At 62.7% G+C, this 17,063-nt stretch carries 19 protein-coding genes and 1 pseudogene; 10 read left to right on the forward strand and 10 right to left on the reverse strand.

Features of this window, described 5'->3' with window-relative positions:
* Positions 1 to 256 precede the first annotated feature (256 nt).
* The 3 genes from GZ092_RS09495 to GZ092_RS09505 form a co-directional block, all read right to left on the reverse strand.
* A complete protein-coding gene (locus tag GZ092_RS09495) occupies positions 257 to 529 on the reverse strand; it encodes a BrnA antitoxin family protein (protein WP_293636157.1) in 273 nt (90 codons plus the stop codon).
* Positions 486 to 674, reverse strand: a complete 189-nt coding sequence (locus GZ092_RS09500; RefSeq protein WP_363254417.1) for a BrnT family toxin — start codon at positions 672 to 674, stop codon at positions 486 to 488. Before GZ092_RS09500 ends, GZ092_RS09495 begins: the two co-directional genes overlap by 44 nt.
* Positions 675 to 1,019: 345 nt before the next feature.
* Positions 1,020 to 2,123, reverse strand: coding sequence for a substrate-binding domain-containing protein (locus GZ092_RS09505; protein WP_293636158.1), 1,104 nt, complete (start codon positions 2,121 to 2,123; stop codon positions 1,020 to 1,022).
* Positions 2,124 to 2,270: 147 nt separating this feature from the next.
* Here GZ092_RS09505 and GZ092_RS09510 point away from each other — a divergent pair, with 147 nt between their 5' ends.
* Genes GZ092_RS09510 through GZ092_RS09525 form a run of 4 tightly spaced genes read left to right on the forward strand, consistent with a single transcriptional unit; the run spans position 2,271 to position 5,342 of the window.
* Complete coding sequence (locus GZ092_RS09510; RefSeq protein ID WP_293636159.1) at positions 2,271 to 3,035, forward strand: ABC transporter permease; 765 nt, start codon at positions 2,271 to 2,273, stop codon at positions 3,033 to 3,035.
* The gene (locus tag GZ092_RS09515; RefSeq protein ID WP_293636160.1) at positions 3,032 to 3,721 is read left to right on the forward strand and encodes a phosphate ABC transporter ATP-binding protein; all 690 of its coding nucleotides are present in this window, start codon (positions 3,032 to 3,034) and stop codon (positions 3,719 to 3,721) included. The genes GZ092_RS09510 and GZ092_RS09515 overlap by 4 nt, the downstream gene beginning before the upstream one ends.
* On the forward strand, positions 3,718 to 4,545 hold the full coding sequence (locus GZ092_RS09520) for an extracellular solute-binding protein (RefSeq protein ID WP_293636161.1): 828 nt from the start codon (positions 3,718 to 3,720) through the stop codon (positions 4,543 to 4,545). The genes GZ092_RS09515 and GZ092_RS09520 overlap by 4 nt, the downstream gene beginning before the upstream one ends.
* Positions 4,542 to 5,342, forward strand: a complete 801-nt coding sequence (locus tag GZ092_RS09525; RefSeq protein WP_293636162.1) for a molybdate ABC transporter substrate-binding protein — start codon at positions 4,542 to 4,544, stop codon at positions 5,340 to 5,342. Before GZ092_RS09520 ends, GZ092_RS09525 begins: the two co-directional genes overlap by 4 nt.
* A gap of 51 nt (positions 5,343 to 5,393) precedes the next feature.
* On the opposite strand, the gene modC is transcribed toward GZ092_RS09525, so the two are convergent.
* The 3 genes and pseudogenes from modC to modA all read right to left on the reverse strand — a co-directional run bounded on the left by modC (position 5,394) and on the right by modA (position 7,915).
* On the reverse strand, positions 5,394 to 6,473 hold the full coding sequence (gene modC / locus GZ092_RS09530; protein ID WP_293636163.1) for a molybdenum ABC transporter ATP-binding protein: 1,080 nt from the start codon (positions 6,471 to 6,473) through the stop codon (positions 5,394 to 5,396).
* 5 nt (positions 6,474 to 6,478) lie between these two features.
* Positions 6,479 to 7,152, reverse strand: a pseudogene (modB, locus tag GZ092_RS09535) (molybdate ABC transporter permease subunit).
* A 13-nt stretch (positions 7,153 to 7,165) separates the two neighbouring features.
* Positions 7,166 to 7,915: a molybdate ABC transporter substrate-binding protein gene (modA, locus tag GZ092_RS09540; protein WP_293636164.1), complete on the reverse strand. Its 750-nt coding sequence runs from the start codon at positions 7,913 to 7,915 to the stop codon at positions 7,166 to 7,168.
* Positions 7,916 to 7,988: 73 nt separating this feature from the next.
* Between modA and GZ092_RS09545 the strand changes: the two genes are divergently transcribed.
* The 6 genes from GZ092_RS09545 (at position 7,989) to GZ092_RS09570 (ending at position 13,607) form a co-directional block, all read left to right on the forward strand.
* A complete protein-coding gene (locus GZ092_RS09545; RefSeq protein WP_293636165.1) occupies positions 7,989 to 8,765 on the forward strand; it encodes a TOBE domain-containing protein in 777 nt (258 codons plus the stop codon).
* Between the two features lie 53 nt (positions 8,766 to 8,818).
* Positions 8,819 to 9,196 carry a DUF2946 family protein gene (locus GZ092_RS09550; protein ID WP_293636166.1) on the forward strand — a complete coding sequence of 126 codons (378 nt, stop codon included), beginning with the start codon at positions 8,819 to 8,821 and terminating at the stop codon, positions 9,194 to 9,196.
* A gap of 87 nt (positions 9,197 to 9,283) precedes the next feature.
* Positions 9,284 to 11,674 carry a TonB-dependent receptor gene (locus GZ092_RS09555; RefSeq protein WP_293636167.1) on the forward strand — a complete coding sequence of 797 codons (2,391 nt, stop codon included), beginning with the start codon at positions 9,284 to 9,286 and terminating at the stop codon, positions 11,672 to 11,674.
* 44 nt (positions 11,675 to 11,718) lie between these two features.
* The gene (locus GZ092_RS09560) at positions 11,719 to 12,303 is read left to right on the forward strand and encodes a YcnI family protein (protein WP_293636168.1); all 585 of its coding nucleotides are present in this window, start codon (positions 11,719 to 11,721) and stop codon (positions 12,301 to 12,303) included.
* Between the two features lie 61 nt (positions 12,304 to 12,364).
* Positions 12,365 to 12,844, forward strand: coding sequence for a copper chaperone PCu(A)C (locus GZ092_RS09565; protein WP_293636169.1), 480 nt, complete (start codon positions 12,365 to 12,367; stop codon positions 12,842 to 12,844).
* Between the two features lie 178 nt (positions 12,845 to 13,022).
* Entirely contained in the window at positions 13,023 to 13,607 is a 585-nt protein-coding gene (locus GZ092_RS09570) for a hemerythrin domain-containing protein (RefSeq protein ID WP_293636252.1), read from the forward strand.
* Between the two features lie 82 nt (positions 13,608 to 13,689).
* On the opposite strand, the gene crcB is transcribed toward GZ092_RS09570, so the two are convergent.
* The 4 genes from crcB to GZ092_RS09590 are packed head-to-tail and all read right to left on the reverse strand — an operon-like array spanning position 13,690 to position 16,922.
* Complete coding sequence (crcB, locus tag GZ092_RS09575; protein ID WP_293636170.1) at positions 13,690 to 14,076, reverse strand: fluoride efflux transporter CrcB; 387 nt, start codon at positions 14,074 to 14,076, stop codon at positions 13,690 to 13,692.
* 4 nt (positions 14,077 to 14,080) lie between these two features.
* Positions 14,081 to 15,382 (reverse strand): TRAP transporter large permease subunit, encoded by a 1,302-nt coding sequence (locus tag GZ092_RS09580; RefSeq protein WP_293636171.1) that lies wholly within the window; start codon positions 15,380 to 15,382, stop codon positions 14,081 to 14,083.
* Positions 15,383 to 15,415: 33 nt separating this feature from the next.
* Complete coding sequence (locus GZ092_RS09585) at positions 15,416 to 15,925, reverse strand: TRAP transporter small permease (protein ID WP_293636172.1); 510 nt, start codon at positions 15,923 to 15,925, stop codon at positions 15,416 to 15,418.
* Positions 15,926 to 15,935: 10 nt separating this feature from the next.
* The gene (locus GZ092_RS09590; RefSeq protein ID WP_293636173.1) at positions 15,936 to 16,922 is read right to left on the reverse strand and encodes a TRAP transporter substrate-binding protein; all 987 of its coding nucleotides are present in this window, start codon (positions 16,920 to 16,922) and stop codon (positions 15,936 to 15,938) included.
* Positions 16,923 to 17,063 lie beyond the last annotated feature (141 nt).

Genomic DNA, 17,063 nt, shown 5'->3' on the forward strand with positions numbered 1-17,063 from the left:
TGCCTGCTCCTTGGCCGATGACTCGGCATCTGCTGTTGGAGTACAGCAATGGCGCAAGGTTCAAGGTGCTCTGAGGTAAGTCGCTAATCAGGCTGATTTAATACAAATAGGCGATGCTGGCGTCAGATTTGGTGATCAGCTTGACCCTTGCGTCGGCTGCATCGAATTTCTCAAACATGCAGCCATCAACAGGAAAGATATCGCAGCCGCTATTTGATGGCTTGAAAAGTCGCTGCAACCAAGGCAGGTTATGTCTTCACACCTTGCTCAGCCGTTCCGCCATCCGGGTTTGCCAGCCGGGGCCGGTGGATTTCCATTGTTCGATCACGTTGACGGGCAGTCGCAGCGAGATCAGTTTGCGTGGATTTGTAGACAAAGGCCGGCCACCTTTGTTGACCTTTGCGCGTGCGAGCATTTCGTCTGTAAATTCAGGAAGCTCGTCATATTCCTCAGCCTTCACCACATGCGCATCAACACGCGCCAGATCAGACTTCAAAGAGGGGGGTGATGCGGGCTTGTTCGCGTTCATTGGCTTTCCTCATACTGAAGATGTGGCGATCCGCGCCACGCGGCGTGTAACCCAAAACAACCATTCGACCTTCCAGCAGGCCATAGCAAACAATGCGCTTTTCGCCATAGTCTTTGCGTGTGTCTTCAACTTCCAGTTGTGACACCGGCAAAAACCAACTCGGCGTCGGCGAAGTGCAGCCCCCGTTCAGCCAGCGTCCTTGCGCACTTGGCTGGATAGTAGGTGATTGTCATGTGGTTAGTGTATCTACAGAAACCCCGTGAGACAAGCTATGACTTAGTGCTGCGCCGGTGTGAATTTAATGGACGACGAAGCTGATCCATTGCGTTTCTGACGTAATGAAAAGTGTTGAAACAGACTGAATTGATGCCATAGCTTCCGTAAATTGATATCCCAACTACTATGAAAAAAAATAGCTGCTAACGACCGTCTCTATTGCGCAAGAGCCTGATTTTCCTCGTAATTCGGACCCGTGAAGCCCAACCCACCCTCAAGCCGCCTTCGCTTTCCTGTAGCTCCACCAAGGCAACAGCGCACGCAAGGACAGCACCTTGCCGCTCTCGGCCTGCTTGCCGCTGTAGCCGGGCAGCTGGTTCAGCGTGGTTTGCCATTCGTCACTTTGCAGTTCCCTGATCAGCGCCTGCACTTGCGGGGTGGGCAGTTCGGACTTCAGGCAGACCAGGTGGTAGCGCTCCCGCACCAGCGGCACAAACCCCAGGCCTTTTTCGCGGGCGGCGGCTTCAATGCCGAGGCCGGCATCGGCCGCGCCGCTGGCAATGGCTTGTGCCACGGCGGTGTGCGACGGTTCCTGGCTGTCGTAGCCGTGAATAGCCGACGGCGTCAGGCCAGCTTCGGCCAGCAGGTCGTCGAGCAACACGCGCGTTCCCGTGCCTTCGGAGCGGTTCACATAGCGCATGCTGGGTTGCGTCAGATCGGCCAGGCTTTCAATCTGCAGCGGGTTGTTTTTGGCCACGATCAGGCCTTGCTGGCGGTGCGCAAAGCCGATCAGCTTGTGCAGGCCCGGCTTGAGCAGACTGCGGTAGTTGCGCGCTGCCGCCGAATGCCGCGCCGGCTGGTCGCGCACGTGAAAGCCGGCCATCATGCAGCGCCCGTCGTTCAGCGCCGCCATCGCGTCGACGCTGCCCATGAAGCGGATGTCCAGGTGCAAACCGTGCGCGCTGGTCTGGTCGCGCAGCGCCGACAATGCCGCGTCGTGGCTGGCAAACAGCGTCAGCACATGCGCGTTGTCGTCAAACGCGGTGGAAAAAGCGCGTTCGATATCTCCGCGCAAGGCTTCGATCTGCGGCGCAAGCCGGGCCTGTGCCTGGCGTTCGGCCCAGAGCAGCTTTTCGCCGAATTCGGTCAGACGCGCGCGCTGGCCTTTGTCCCAGACGATGAGGCTGCGGCCCAGCGTCTGTTCCCAGTCTTTAAGCGCGCCCCAGACATGGCGGTAGGAAAAGTCGAGTGCCTTGGCCGCTTTTGAAATCGAGCCCTGCTCGCTGACGGCATGCAGGATGTCCATCATCGGGTTGCGGATCAGCGCGTCTTTGCCGCGTTGGGGGCTGAGGAGGTAGGAGAGTTCGACTTTGTGCATGGGGTGTTTACGGATTATCGATGCGGCCTACAGCGCTGCACGGCTTGTCGCAGTCCGTTTTTCCTATGCAAACAGCTTCCTAACGACAAGTACCTAGGGGCTCAGAAAAGAGGGGAGCTGGGCTACAGTCTCGCCACCACCTGACCCATGAACACCTTTTCCGACAGCGTCGTCACCGCTTTTTCCCTCATCACTTCACTGGACCCGCTGTTTGCCGGCATCGTCGGCCGGTCGCTGGCCGTCAGTGCGCTGGCGTGCCTGATCGCCTGCAGCGCCGGGCTGCTGCTGGGCGCCTGGCTGGGCGTGGCGCGCTTTCGCGGTCGGGCCGTCGTGCTGGCCTTGCTCAATACCGCGCTGGCTTTGCCTTCGGTGGTGGTCGGGCTGGTGGTGTATTTGCTGCTGTCGCGCAGCGGACCGCTGGGCTTTCTGGGCTGGCTTTTCTCGTTCAAGGCGATGGTGCTGGCGCAAAGCGTGCTGGTGCTGCCGATGGTGACGGCGCTGGTGCGCCAGACGATTGACGACGCCGACCGCAGCCACGGCGAGCAATTCCAGTCACTGGGCGCGGGGCGTTTCATGCGCAGCCTGATTTTGTTGTGGGACGAGCGCTATACCTTGCTAACGGTCCTGATTGCGGCGTTTGGCCGGGCCGTTTCGGAAGTCGGCGCGGTGATGGTGGTGGGCGGCAATATTGAAGGCTTCACGCGGGTGATGACGACGTCGATTGCGCTGGAAACCAGCAAGGGCGACTTGCCGCTGGCGTTGGCGCTGGGCATTGTGCTACTGGGCGTGGTGCTGCTGCTCAATGTGTTGCTAGCCGGGGTGCGGCGCTGGAGCGAGCGGCGTGATGACCCGCTGCACGCTGCTGAAAAAGTGCTGCCGGCGCAAGCCGCGACCGGACGCGCTGCGCCATGACGCCGATGTTCAGCCTGGATTCCGTCAGCGTGAATTTTGGACGCGTCCAAGCCTTGCGCCGTTGCACGCTGCGCATCAGCGCTGGCGAACGGCTGGCGCTGGTGGGCTCCAATGGCAGCGGAAAAAGTACGTTGCTGCGAACGCTGCACGGGCTGGTGGCCCCAGCGGAAGGCCGCTTGCAGCGGGATGCGCGGGTGCGCCAGGCGATGCTGTTCCAGCGCCCTTACATGCTGCGCGCCAGCGTGCTGCAAAACGTGGCCCTGAGCTTGTGGCTCAGGGGCGTGGCCTGGAAACCGGCCAAGGCGCAGGCGCTGCAGGCGCTGGAGCGGGTCGGGCTGGCCGACCTGGCTGGCCGCCATGCCAAGGCGCTGTCGGGCGGGCAGCAGCAGCGCGTGGCGCTGGCGCGGGCCTGGGCGTTCAAGCCGCAGGTCTTGTTGCTGGATGAACCCACGTCCAGCCTGGACCCGTCGGCCAAACGCGAGGTCGAGCGGCTGATCGCCGAATTTGCGGGCGACGGCATGACTCTGATTTTCAGCAGCCACAACCTGGGCCAGGTCAAGCGCCTGGCCAGCCGTGTGCTGTATCTGGAGCAGGGCCGGCTGGTGGCCGACTTGCCGACGCATGATTTTTTCAACGGACCGTTGCCCCCAGCGGCAGACAACTTTTTAAAAGGAGAACTCGGATGAATGGTTTTAACAGGTTTTTCAAGCCTTTCAGGCTCTTTGCGCTGCTCCCTATTGCGTTGACAGCTACTGTTTCGATAGCGCAGACACCCAGCATCGTGATGGCGTCCACCACCTCGACCGAGCAGTCGGGGCTGTTTCCCTATCTGCTGCCGGAGTTCAAGAAAGCCACCGGCATTGACGTGAAAGTGGTCGCCGTCGGCACCGGCCAGGCCATCGACATGGGCCGCCGGGGCGACGCCGATGTGCTGTTCGTTCACGACCAGGTGGCCGAAGAAAAAGTAGTGGCCGAAGGCTATGCCCTCAAGCGCTACCCGGTCATGTACAACGACTTCGTGCTGATTGGCCCGGCCGCTGACCCGGCAAAGGTCAAGGGCAAGGACATCACTGAAGCGCTGAAAAAGGTCAATGCGGCCAATGCCGGTTTTATTTCGCGCGGCGACAAGAGCGGCACCCATGCGGCCGAATTGCGTTACTGGAAAACCGCGGGTGTCGAGCCCACCGCCTTTTCGGGCTACAAGGCCTGCGGTTGCGGCATGGGGCCGGCGCTGAACATGGCGTCCAGCCTGGGCGCTTATGTGTTGGCCGACCGTGGCACCTGGCTGAACTTCAAGAACCGCGCTGATCTGGCGGTGCTGGTCGAGGGCGACAACCGGCTGTTCAACCAGTATGGCGTGATGGTCGTCAACCCGGCCAAGCATCCGCAGGTCAAGGCCGCAGAAGCGCAGAAGTTTGTGGACTGGGTGATTTCGCCAACCGGGCAGGGCGTGATTGCCAGCTACAAAATCGGTGGCGAACAGCTCTTTTTCCCGAACGCAGACAAATGATGCGCCGCTGGCTGAGTGTGTTGTTGCCCTTTGCCGCCTCGTTTGCCATGTCCAGCGCACATGCCCAGGCTTCGCCCGTCCAGCTTTATGCGGCGGGCAGCTTGCGCGACGCGTTGACCGAGTTGACGGGTCAGTTTGAAGCGCAGACCGGTCAGACCGTGGGGCTGACCTTTGGCGCCTCCGGCTTGCTGCGTGCGCGCATTGAAAAGGGTGAAGCGGCCCAGGTGTTTGCATCGGCCGACATGGACCATCCGCAGCGGCTGGCGCAGGCCGGCGGCTGGACGACGCCCAGCGTGTTCGCGCTCAACCAGATGTGCGTGCTGGCAGCGCCTTCGGTGGCGGCCAGCCCGGACATGCTGCTGGCGACGATGCTTCAGCCCGGGATACGGGTCGGGACTTCGACGCCGAAAGCCGATCCGTCGGGCGACTACGCCTGGGAACTGTTCCGCCGAGCCGAGGTGCTGCAGCCGGGCGCCTATGCGCTGCTGGATGCCAAGGCGCTCAAGCTGACCGGCGGCGCGGATTCGCCCCGACCGCCGCCGGGGCGCAGCACCTATGCGTGGATCATGGGCGAGGGCAAGGCGGATGTGTTTGTCACCTATTGCACCAATGCCGTGGCCGCCCGGCAGGATATGCCGAGCTTGACGATCATCGGCGTTCCGCCAGAGTTGCAGGTCGCGGCCCGTTACGGTGTGGCGGCCCGGCAGGGCGATGCGGCTGCGGCGCAACTGGTGCAATACATCTTGTCGCCCCCGGCGCAGGCGGTGCTGAAGCATTACGGCTTCGGCCAGCCTTGAGAAAATGTCCGCCTTGATGGGGACATTTTTCTGCCATGCGCTTGTGCGGGCTTAACCGACCAGCGCGGCTGACTTCACCTGCGCCCAGACCGGGTTGCCGGGCTCCAGGCCCAGCGCATCAGCGGCACGCGCGGTGATGCGCGCCAGCAGCACCGATTCGCCGCATGTCAGCTGAACCAGTGCCTGCGACGGATGGGTGTCCGGCACGATGGCCTTGACCTCGCACTGCAACAGGTTCTGGATGCTGGTGGCGCTGGGGGCTTGGGTGGACAGGCTCACGTCCCGTGCCAGCACGCGAACCCGGACCCGGGTGCCAGTCTCCAGTCCGCTGTTGCGCAGCCACAGGCTGCCGCCGGCAAACGCCATGCGCATCAGGTGCCAGCGCGCATCGCGTTCCACTACTTCGCCTTCCAACAGCGCACCGGCGTCTTCGCCCAGCACCACCGGCAGATCGACGCGTGACAAGACATCGGCGACGGCGCCAGCGGACACGATGCGTCCCTGGTCCAGCACGACCAGCGTGTCGGCCAGCCGTGCCACCTCATCGGCCGAATGGGTGACGTAGAGCATCGGAATGTGCAGCTCGTCGCGCAGCCGCTCCAGCCAGGGCAGGATGTCCTGGCGACGCGCATGATCCAGCGCGGCCAGCGGTTCGTCGAGCAAAAGCAGCCGGGGCTGGGTCGCCAGTGCGCGGGCAATCGCCACGCGCTGGCGTTCGCCACCCGAAAGTTGGTGGGTGCGGCGCGCCAACAGGCCGCCAATGCCCAGCAGCGTGATGGCGGCTTCCAGCGCCAGCGCGGTTTCGCCTGACTTGACGCGGCGCAGGCCGTAGCTCAAATTGCCGCGCACATCGAGATGGTCAAACAGGCTGGCTTCCTGAAAGACATAGCCGAGCGGGCGTTGCCAGGTGGGCAGAAAAATGCGGCGGCTGTCGTCCTGCCACGCTTGGCCGGCAATCTCGATCAGCGCGCCATCGGCCCGCTCCAGGCCGGCGACACAGCGCAGCAGCGTGGTCTTGCCCGAGCCTGACGGGCCGAACAGCACCGTGATGCCGCGCGGCGGCAGCAACAGGTCGGCCTGCAGCGTGAAGGCGGGCCGCTGCAGCGACAGGCGAATGCGGTGGCTGTCCATGCCGGTCACGCCAGCACGCGCGCATTGCGCCGGTTCAACAAAGCCAGGCCCAGCAGCACAGTGAATGAAAACAGCACCATGCCGCCGGCCAGCCAATGCGCCTGCGCATATTCCATGGCTTCGACATGGCCGTAAATCTGGGTGGACACCACCCGCGTCTGGCCGGGAATGTTGCCGCCAATCATCAACACCACGCCAAACTCGCCGACCGTGTGCGCAAAGCTCAGGATCGCGGCGGTGATGAAGCCTGGCTTGGCCAGCGGCAGCGCGACGCTGAAAAAAGCATCCAGCGGCCGCGCCCGCAAGGTGGCGGCGACTTCCATCGGGCGGCTGCCAATGGCTTCAAACGCGTGCTGCAGCGGCTGCACCGCGAAAGGCAGCGAATAAATCACCGAGCCCAGCAGCAGCCCGCCAAAGCTGAAGGGCAGCAAGCCCAGCCCCAGCGCCTGCGTGAACTGCCCGCCCCAGCCGTTGGGGCCCAGCGACACCAGCAGGTAAAAACCCAGCACCGTGGGTGGCAACACCAGCGGCAGCGCCACCACCGCACCCACCGGCGCGATGATGTGCGCGCCAGCCACCAGGCCAGCGGTGTGGCCAGCAGTAAGAGCAAAACAGTGGTCAGGCTCGCCAGCTTGAGCGTGAGCCAGACGGCGGCCAGGTCTTCTGCGCTGAACGGCATCGGGACGGGTGACTCAGAACTCGTAGCCATAGGAAAGGATGATGGCGCGGACTTTTTCGCTGCGCAAATAGCGTGTCAGCGCCAGCGCCGCGGGATTGTCCTTGCCAGGGTTCAACACCACGGCGTCTTGCAGAATCGGCGCATGCAGGGTGGCCGGCACCACCCAGGCCGAGCCTTTGGCCATGCGGCCACCGGCCATGACCTGCGACAGCGCGACAAACCCCATCAGCGCATTGCCGGTGGCCACGAACTGGTAGGCCTGGGCAATGCTTTCACCCTGCACAAAGCGTGGCCGCAGGCGCTCAAGCAAGCCCAGTTGGGCCAGTGTTTCGATGGCGGCAGCGCCGTAAGGGGCGAGTTTGGGATCAGCCAGCGCGACCTTGCCGTCCTGGCTGGTGCGCAGCACGTCGCCTTTTTCGTCGACCACACCCGGCTGCGCACTCCACAGCACCAGCCGGCCCGTGGCATAGGTAAAACGGGTGCCTGCCACGGCAAAGCCTTCTTTTTCCAGCTTGGCGGGGGTTTCATTGTCGGCCGCCAGCAGTACCTGGAAGGGCGCACCGTTCTTGATTTGCGCATAGAACTTGCCGGTCGCGCCAAAGGCCAAAACTGCTTTGTGGCCGGTCTCTTGCGCAAAGGCTTCGGCAATTTTTTGCATCGGTGCGGTGAAGTTGGCGGCGACGGCAACCGTGACCTCTGCCGCATGGCTAATACCCAGCGTCAGGACAGCCATAGCGGCAAGAAGGCGGGAAAATTTCATCATCAGCTGCTCGCTATTCAAAAATGGAATAGCGAAAGTATAGCCAGCCGCTGTTCTGGAGACCGACAATGCAGGCATGAAGAAACCCCAACTGCAGCTGGCGGGTGCGCTGGGCCACGAGGCTGCCGACAAGCGCATCGACATCCTTCGCCGCATTGGCGAGGCCGGATCGATTTCCGAAGCGGCTCGCGCCGCCGGCGTCAGCTACAAGGCCGGCTGGCAGGCGATTGACACATTGAGCAACCTGGCGGGTGTGGCCCTGGTCGAGCGCGTGGTGGGCGGTGCGGGCGGCGGCGGTGCGCGCCTGAGTGATGCGGGCCAGGAACTGCTGCGTGCTGCGGACGAACTGGCGCAGGCGCGCGCGCAAGTGCTGGCCCGACTGGCGCGACGCGCAGGCGAGGGCGACCATTTGCCCAAGGCTTCTGCGCTGGCCGCATTGGGTTTGCGCACCAGCATGCGCAACCAGCTGCCCTGCACCATCGTGCGCCTGCGCGCGCAGGGGCAGGCGGTGCGCGTGCAACTGGAACTGGCCGGTGGAATGCGGCTGGTGTCCCGCATCACCCGGGAAAGCGCGCAACTTTTGGCGCTGCACCCTGGCCAGCAAGTGCTGGCCTTGTGCAAGGCGACGGCCGTCAAGGTGTCCGCCGGTGATATGCCGACTGAAGCCGGCAACTGGCTGCAGGGCCGGGCGACACGCGTTTCGCGCGCTGCCGGCGGTGGCGAAGTCGCGCTGGAACTGGCCGGTGGCCTGCAACTGGTGGGTTTTTGCGGCGCGGACAGCGGCTTGAAGGTGGGCCGCCCGGCGCTGGCATTCATTGACGAGTCTGCCGTGGTGATCGCTGTTACCGGCTAGAAGCCTGCAGGTTTGGTTGCGGGGGTCGTGGCGCCTGTCCCTATAATCTCGCCGTGCCCTACCAACCCCATTCCCGCCCGACACTTGCCGTATGGGCACGCCTGGCAGCCTGGCTGAGTTTTCTCGCCGTGCTGTCGGCGTTGTGGGCGCCGGTGTCTGCGCTGGCGCAGGACGTGCGCAGCGGCCAGTTGAGCGGCATTTGCAGCGTCAACACCAACCTGGCCAGCGCTTCCGATGCGGGTCTGGATGATGCGCCGCCGGCTGGCGCGCACTGCAATTTGTGCGCATCGCTGGGCTGGGCGTCGCCGCCGCTGGCGGTGCTGGCCATTCCCACCTTTCCCGGCCTGCATGTGGCCGAAGCTGATGTTCCGGCGGATCTGACCGCCGCCATCCCCGGGCTGCCTTTCAGCCGCGGGCCTCCCGCACTTTGAACTGACCCGCCTCTTTTGAGGCGTATTGCGTGTTGACCGTGTTCCGGCCAGCACGCCTTTTATCGTTCCGTTCAAAGCGTGGATTTCATGAGACCCATCCGATCTAAGCAGTCTTTCCCTGTCTTTTTCCCGTTTTCCCTGACGCGCACTGCAGTTGCCCTTGCCGCCCTGGCAAGCCAGGCGGCTTTCGCTCAAACCGCGCCCGATGTGCCGCTGCCGCTTGCTTCCGGTGCGCCCGTCAAATCTCTGGGCATGGTCACGATCAGCAGCGGCCAGCCCACGTCGCTGCCGACGCAAATCCCGACCACCATGGAGGGCGTGACCCGCGAGCAGATTGAGCAGACCATCAACGCTACCGACAGCGAGGACGCGCTGAAATACCTGCCCAGCCTGCTGGTGCGCAAGCGTTACATCGGCGACTACAACCATGCCATCTTGTCGAGCCGCGCTTCGGGTACCGGCAACAGCGCCCGTTCGGCGGTTTATGCCGATGGCATTTTGCTGTCGAACTACCTGGGCAACGGCATTGCCAACGGCACCAACTATGCGCCGCGCTGGGGTTTGGTGACACCCGAGGAAATCGAGCGCGTGGACGTGATGTACGGCCCGTTTTCTGCCGCCTATCCGGGCAATTCGGTGGGCGCGGTGGTCGATTACGTCACGCGCATGCCGACCCAGCTGGAATCGCATGCCAAGCTCAGCGGCTTCAACCAGAACTTCAAGCTCTACGGCACCGACACCAGCTATGGCGGCACGCAGGCCAGTGCGTCGCTGGGCAATCGCAACGGCGACTGGTCGTGGTTCATCAACGTCAACCGCACTAAAAGCGCGGGCCAGCCACTGACCTTTACGACCAAGCTCCTGAGCACCGCCGCGCCTGCGCCCGGCGCGGTGGCAGTGACCGGCGCGGTGCCGGGGCTGAACACCCGCAATGTGCCCTGGCTGCTGGTCGGCGGCGCCACGCAATACGACACCGAGCAGGCGCATGCCAAGCTCAAACTGGCCTACGATTTTTCACCCACCGTGCGCGCCAGCTACACGCTGGGTTACTGGGACAACACGTCGCAAAACCGCTCGGAAAGCTACCTGCGCAATGCCGCCGGCGCGCCGGTTTACAGCGGCAATGTCAGCATCGACGGCCGGGGCTACAACCTGGCAGCCACCGACTTTGGCGTCAGCAACGAAGCGCTGACGCATGTGATGCACGGCCTGTCGGTCAAGTCCAACATCCGGGGTGTGTGGGACTGGGAAGTCGCCGCCAGCGTTTACAGCTACCAGAAGGACCAACTGCGCGCGGGCACGACCGCCCAGCCCGGTTCCCTGAATGGAGGTGCTGGCACCCTGCAGGACCAGGACGGCACCGGCTGGAACAACCTGGCGTTCAAGGGCATCTGGCGGCCCGACAGCCTGCAGGGCGCGCACATCGCTGATTTTGGCTACCAGCAAGACAGCTACAAGCTGCACATCCTCAAGTCCAGCGTGGTCGGCGACTGGATCAGCGGCCCGGCCGGGGCGCTGGTCAACGAGGTGGGCGGAAGGACGCAACTGCGCAGCGTGTATGCGCAGGACGCCTGGGCGTTTGCACCGAAATGGAAAACCGTGCTCGGCGCCCGCATCGAATACTGGAACGCGTCCAATGGCTTCACCCGTTTTGGTGCCGGCAACGCGGCCAACACCGGCTATGCCTCGCGCAGTGAAAGCTTTGTCTCGCCCAAGGCAGCCTTGTCATACCAGTGGGCGTCGGACACCGTGCTCAAAGCCGCGACCGGCCGGGCGGTGCGCTTTCCCACCGTGGGCGAGTTGTACGGCGCCACGGCGTCGGTCAATTCCCGCTATCTCAACGACCCGAACCTGCAGCCGGAAAAATCCTGGACCAGCGAACTGACCGCTGAAAAAGACCTGGGCAATGCCTTGCTGCGCTTCACGCTGTTCACCGAAAACGTGCGCGACTCGCTGTATTCGCAAACCACGTTCGACCCGGCGGCCAACCTGAACGTCAGCCGGGTGCAAAACGTGGGCCGCATCAAGACCCACGGCATGGAAGTGGCCCTCAACGGCACCGATGTGCTGGCCCGGGGGCTGGACTTCAACGGCAGCGCGACCTATGCCGATTCGCGCATCAAGGAAAACAGCGGCTTTGTCGCCACGCCCGGTGACACGCTGGGCAAATACCAGCCGCGCGTGCCGGCCTGGCGGGCCACGGCCCTGGTCAGCTACCGCTTCAATCCGGCCTGGACCGGCACACTGGGCGCGCGTTACAGCGGCAGCCAGTTTTCCAGCCTGGACAACAGCGACGTCAACGGCTTTGCCTACATGGGCACCAGCAAGTACTTCACCACCGATGTGCGCCTGCGCTGGCAGATCAGCAAGCAGGTGAGCGCCGCCCTGGGCATCGACAACCTGAACAACTACCAGTACTGGAATTTCCATCCCTATCCCCAGCGCACCTACTCGGCTGAGCTGAAGTTCGACCTGTAAGCGAGCCCGGCATCCCACACTCCCATTCTTCACGAAAGTTGATCATGAAATTCTCATTTGCCACAAAAAAACTAGCTGCCGGCGCAATCTGCATGCTGGCCGTACCCGCTTTTTCTCACATTGTTCTGGAGACTAAAACTGCCCCGGCTGGCAGCGCCTACAAAGCTGTTTTTCAGGTCGGCCATGGCTGCCAGGGCTCGGCTACCACGGGCATATCGGTCCAGATTCCCACCGGCTTTCAGGGTGCCAAACCCTATCCAAAGGCCGGCTGGGCACTGGTCACCAAACTTGGCAAACTGGTCAAACCCTACGACATCCACGGCAAGCAGATCAGCGAAGACGTCACCGTCGTGAGCTGGACGGCGTCCAGCAAGGACGCCGCGCTGCAGGATGCGCATTTTGATGAGTTCACGCTGCGCGGCAAGCTGCCTGAAGCGGCCGGGCCGCTGTGGTTCAAGGTGCTGCAAAGCTGCGAAAGCGGCAACCTTGACTGGAGCGAGCTTCCCGCCGCAGGAGCGTCCTCGAAAGGATTGGAATTTCCCGCTGTTTTGCTGGAAGTCACTGGCCAAGAAGGTGCCGCCTCTATGGATTCCGCCCCGGTGCACGCGCCAGGCGCGCATCAACACTGATCCCCGCCCAGCCGGAAATAATTCCGGGCTGGATTTTTTACCCTCGCTATTGGAGACTCCCATGAAATTGAAAGTATTGACCGCTTCCCTGCTGCTCGCCTGCAGCGCCCTGCATGCCCAAACCGTCGAAGTCAAAGACGCCTGGGTTCGCTCCACCGTGCCGGGCCAAAAAGGCACGGGCGCGTTCATGAGCATCACCGCCAAGGACGGCGCCAAACTGGTCGGCATTTCCTCGCCCGTGGCCGGCATTGCTGAAGTGCATGAAATGAAGATGGAGGGCGACATCATGAAGATGCGCGCGCTGCCCATGCTGGACCTTCCGGCCGGACAGAGCGTGCAGCTCAAGCCCGGCGGCTACCACCTCATGCTGATGGACCTGAAGCAGCCGCTGCCCCAGGGCAGCACGGTGCCGCTGACGCTGCGCCTTCAGGATGCCCAGGGCGTGGAAACCCGCCTGGAGGTCAGCGTGCCTGTCAGCACGGCGGCCCCGGCAGGCAACATGGCAGGAAAAGCGGCAGGCCACGGCGCCCACAAGCCCTGATTGCGTGGGCAGGATGCCTGAATTTGAACGGAGTCGGGGCCTTGGACACTGCCGGTGTCGCCTGTAACTCTGTGTTTGCGCAGGCCTTGAAGTTGATGAAAACTTGACCTGTGTCATGGCCTGCTGACCGGGTACAAGGCATGCTGTTTGCTCGTCACAAAAATTTGAGGAGATTGCCATCAAACACACCAGCCTGCAAATCATCCGCGACGAACATTCGTCACTGGCCGCCATGCTCCGGTCCATGACCATGATGGTCGCGCGCGGCCCCGGAGACAATCCGGAGCAGTTTTTCGACGTGCTGCGCGCCATGCTGTTCTACATCGACGAGTTTCCCGAGCGTCTGCACCATCCGAAGGAGTCGGACCTGTTGTTTCCGCGCGTGGTGCGGGCTTCGCCGTCAGTCATGTCCGCCGTGCAGCGGCTTGAAAGCGACCACATGAATGGCGAAAAGGCCGTTCGCGAACTCCAGCACCTGCTGCTGGCCTGGGAACTGTTGGGCGAGCCACGCCGGCCCGCATTCACGGCCCAGTGCAAGCAATACGCTTCCTTTTATCTGGAGCACATGCGGCTGGAGGAAACCGTCATCCTGCCCGAAGCCGAAAAGGTGCTGACCGATGCCGACTGGAAGGAACTGGATGCGGCCTTCGAAAAGAACTGCGATCCGCTGACAGGAAAATATCCGCCTGACCCGGCCTACGACCGCCTGTTCACGCGCATCGTGATGCGGGCACCGGCGCCGATTGGGCTGGGCGACAGCTGATTCGTCCGGGTCGCAAAACGGCAGTCGCCGGGGCCATGGGGCAACCTCTGAAATTTAAGGAAAATAGTGTTTTCCCGCATGTCTAGCTTGCGCGGCTAGCTATGAAAAACGCAGCAGACTTGATGCCTGCCACAGTCATCAGAAGCGAGCCCATCACATGAACCAGGGCGACGCCCGTGGCCATGCCGTAGCGGGCTTCGAGCAGATAGGTCACGACCTCGGCCGAAAAGGTCGAAAACGTCGTCAACCCGCCCAGAAAACCGGTGATCAGCAGCAGGCGCCAGACCGGGTCAATCTGCGGCATGGCCTGGAACACCGCGATGGCGATGCCGATCAGGTAGCCGCCGAGCAGATTGGCGGCCAGCGTGCCCAAGGGGATCAGGCCGCCGGGCGACAGCCACAGCGCCAGGCCCCAGCGGGACAGCGCGCCCACCGAGGCACCGATGCAGATGGCCAGCACTGCGCCCATAGCTTCAGTTCGCCATTTTTTGCGGCAGCCAGGTGACGATGCCCGGGAAGACATAGATCAGCGCCACCGCCGCGCACATCAGCAAAAACATCGGCATCGTGACCTTGGCAATCCAGGTGAGCTGGCGCCCGGTCATGCCTTGCAGCACGAACAGGTTGAAGCCGACCGGCGGCGTGATCTGCGCCATCTCGACCACCAGCACCACGAAAATGCCGAACCAGATCGGGTCAATGCCTGCTGCCTGCACCGTAGGCATGAGCACGCCCATGGTCAGCACGACCATCGAAATGCCGTCCAGGAAGCAGCCCAGGATGATGAAGAACACCGCCAGGGCCACAATCAGTTGCGCCCGACTCAGGCCCAGTGTGCCAATCCATTCGGCCAGGTGCCGGGGCAGGCCGACATAGCCCATGGCCAGTGTCAAAAAGGCCGCGCCCGCCAGAATCAACCCGATCATGCAGTACAGCCGGGTAGCGCCCATGAGCGCATCGCGAAACGTCGCCCAGTTCATCGACCCCTGCAGCGAGGACAGCACCAGCGAGCCGACCACGCCGACAGCCGCCGCCTCGGTGGCAGTGGCAACGCCGGAATAGATCGAGCCCAGCACGGCGGCAATCAACAGCACCACCGGGATCAGGCTGCGCGAACTGGCAATCTTTTGCATGAAGCTGGTCTTGCTGTCGGCGGCCGGCACCTGTTCCGGATGGCGCAGCGCCCAGAACATGATGTAGCCAGAGAACAGCGCGGCCAGCAGCAGCCCCGGAAACACGCCGGCGATGAACAGCTTGGAGATCGACACCTCGGCCGCCACGCCATAGACGATCATGATGATCGACGGCGGAATCAACAGGCCCAGCGTGCTGGCGCCAGCCAGCGTGCCGACGACCATGTGCTCGGGGTAGCCGCGCCGCGTCAGTTCCGGCAGCGTCATCTTGCCGATGGTGGCGCAGGTTGCGGCGCTTGACCCCGACACGGCAGCAAAAATCGTGCAGCCGATCACGTTGGTGTGCAGCAGCCGCCCCGGCAGGGCCTGCACCCAGGGTGCCAGTCCCTTGAACATGTCCTGGCTCAGCCGGGTACGAAACAAAATTTCGCCCATCCATATAAAAAGGGGCAGGGCGGTCAGCGTCCAGCTCGAAGACGAGCCCCAGACCGTCACGGCCATCGCGTCACCGGCCGGGCGCGACGAAAACAGCGTGACGGCTATCCACGCGACGCCGGTCAGGCTCAAGCCAACCCAGACGCCGCTGCCCAGGATCAGCAACAGGGCCGCCAGCAGGGCGGCGGTGATGGCAAGGTCGTTCATGAAAAAGCGCTTGTGGGGTAAAAGTGGATCGATTTATTCATTGCGCAGCGCTTCGCCGCTGCTGTAGGCGACGCGCTTGCCCATGATTTCAAGCACCAGCTCATCGACAAAGGCAATCGCCAGGATCACCGCGCCCACCGCCATGCCGATTTGCGGAATCCACAGCGGTGTCGCGTCGCTCGACGTGGAAATGTCGTGAAAGCTGTGCGATTGCCAGGCCAGGCGGCAGCAGTACCAGGCGAACATGGCGCTTAACGCGCTGGCAAAGCCCAGCGCCCACAGTTCGAGCCCTTTTTTCCAGCGCCCGGTCAGTGCGCCCAGAATCAGCGTCACGCGGATATGCTCGCCGCGCTTCAAGGTGTGGGCCAGCGCCAGAAAGCCGCTGGCCGCCATCAGGTAACCTGCGTAAGCGTCGGTGCCCGGCACATGGAAATTGAGCTGCCGGCTGACGATGGACAGCACCACCATCGCCAGCAGACCGACGATGCACAGCGCAGCCAGGGCAGCCGCGCCGTCGTACAGGGCATCAAGCGCTTTTCGCATCAGCGTTGCTTCAGGGCTTGTTGTAAGCGTCGATCAGCGCCTTGCCTTCGGGGCCGGCTTTTTCCAGCCATTCCTTGAGCATCACGTCACCGACTTTCTTCATGTCGGCCTTCAGTTGCGGCGACGGCGGCAACACATTCATGCCGTTGGCTTTGAGCTTGTCGAGCGAGTCGGCATTGGTCTTTTTAGAGGCGGCCAGGCCGCGCACTTCAGCGTCCGTTGCCGCCTTGAGCACCGCCTGCTTGGTCGATGCGTCGAGCGCATCGAAAGCGGCCTTGTTGACGATGACCGCATTTTTCGGCAGCCAGGCCTGGGTGTCGTAGAAATACTTCAGGCTTTCGTAGGTCTTGGTGTCCATGCCGGTGGAGCCGGAAGACATGTACGACTCGATCACGCCGGTGGCCATGGCCTGCGACAACTCGGCGGCTTGCACGGTGACGGGTTGGGCGCCCACCAGCTCGGCGATGCGCGCGGTGGACGGGCTGTAGGCACGCCATTTCACGCCCTTCAGGTCAGCGCCTGAATTGATCACTTTCTTGGCAAAAATGCCCTGGGTAGGCCACGGCACCGTGTACAGCAGCGCCATCCCTTGCTCGGCGAGCTTTTTCTCCAGGAAAGGCTTTTGCGCCTTGGCGAGTTTTTGCGACGCGTCGTAGCTGTCGGCCAGGAAAGGCAGTCCATCCACTCCAAACAGCGGCCACTCGTTCTGGAAATTGACCAGCAGGATTTCACCGGCCTGCGCCTGCCCGCCCTGCACGGCGCGCTTGATTTCTGGCGCCTTGAACAGCGCGCCATTGCCATGCACCGTGATTTTGAGTTTGCCCGCGCTGGCCTTGTCGACATCGGCGGCAAACTGCACCAGGTTTTCGGTATGGAAGTTGGTGGCCGGGTAAGCGGCTGGCAAGTCCCATTTGGTTTGGGCAAAAGCCGCACCGCCGGCCAGGGCCAGGGTCAGCGCGGCTGCGGTGGTGGTCAGTGCAAACAGGCGACGTTTCATGAAGACTCCAATTATTGAATGGCAAGGTCGGCAGCTAAATGTAAGGGGGATTGAGGGGCACTGGCTGGGTGTTTTCCCTGAATGTCAATAAAACGTTGATGAATTGTGATTTAACTGCCTACAATTTATCCATGCAACAAA

Source organism: Polaromonas sp. (assembly GCF_010365105.1).
Taxonomy (GTDB): Bacteria; Pseudomonadota; Gammaproteobacteria; order Burkholderiales; family Burkholderiaceae_C; genus Polaromonas.